Genomic DNA, 1,154 nt, shown 5'->3' with positions numbered 1-1,154 from the left:
CCCATCCCGCCGCCGATGCACAGCGACGCCAGCCCGCGCTTCGCGTCGCGCTTGGCCATCTCGTGCAGCAGCGTCACCAGGATCCGGCAGCCCGACGCGCCGATCGGGTGCCCGATCGCGATCGCCCCGCCGTTCACGTTCACCTTCGACGTGTCCCAGCCCATCTGCTTGTGCACCGCCAGCGCCTGCGCCGCAAATGCCTCGTTGATCTCCATCAGGTCCAGGTCGCCCGGCGTCCAGCCCGCGCGCTCCAGCGCACGGCGCGACGCCGGCACCGGGCCCATCCCCATCACGCTCGGATCCACGCCCGCGTTCGCGTATGCCTTGATCCGCGCCAGCGGCGTCAGACCGAGTGCCGCCGCCTTCTGCGCCGACATCACCAGCACCGCCGCCGCGCCGTCGTTCAGCCCCGACGCGTTCGCCGCCGTCACCGAGCCGTCCTTCGAGAACGCCGGCTTCAGCCCGGCCAGCGAGTCCGCCGTCACGCCGTGACGCACGAATTCATCGGTGGCGAACTGCAGCGGCTCGCCCTTGCGTTGCGGAATCGCCACCGGCACGATCTCGTCGTCGAAGCGACCGGCCTTCTGTGCGGCTTCCGCCTTGTTCTGCGACAGCGCCGCGAATGCGTCCTGCTCTTCGCGCGTGATCCCGTATTCCTTCGCGACGTTCTCCGCCGTGATGCCCATGTGGTACTGGTTGTACACGTCCCACAGGCCGTCGACGATCATCGTGTCGACCAGCTTCGCATCGCCCATCCGGAAGCCGTCGCGCGAGCCCGGCAGCACGTGCGGCGACGCGCTCATGTTTTCCTGGCCGCCCGCGATCACGATCTCCGCGTCGCCCGCGACGATCGCGTTCGCCGCCAGCATCACGGCCTTCAGGCCCGAGCCGCACACCTTGTTGATCGTCATCCCCGGCACGGCCGCCGGCAGCCCGGCCTTGATCAGCGACTGGCGCGCCGGGTTCTGGCCCGAGCCCGCCGTCAGCACCTGACCCATGATCACTTCGCTGACCTGCTCGGGCTTCACGCCCGCACGCTCCAGCACCGCGCGGATCACCGTCGCGCCCAGCTCCGGCGCCGCAATCTTCGCAAGCGAACCGCCGAATTTGCCGACCGCGGTCCGCGCGGCCGATACGATCACTACATCCGTCAT

At 69.6% G+C, this 1,154-nt stretch carries 1 protein-coding gene; it reads right to left on the bottom strand.

Annotated elements, in window-relative coordinates; all coding sequences use genetic code 11:
* Positions 1–1,154 (bottom strand): acetyl-CoA C-acetyltransferase (locus QZM67_RS39785; protein ID WP_301811947.1); only part of this gene is annotated, 1,154 nt, incomplete at both ends.

The organism is Burkholderia sp. AU45251 (assembly GCF_030482905.1).
Lineage (GTDB): Bacteria > Pseudomonadota > Gammaproteobacteria > Burkholderiales > Burkholderiaceae > Burkholderia > Burkholderia aenigmatica.
The sequence above is the reverse complement of the archived record's forward strand: the minus strand, read 5'-3'. Positions and strand labels throughout refer to the sequence as shown.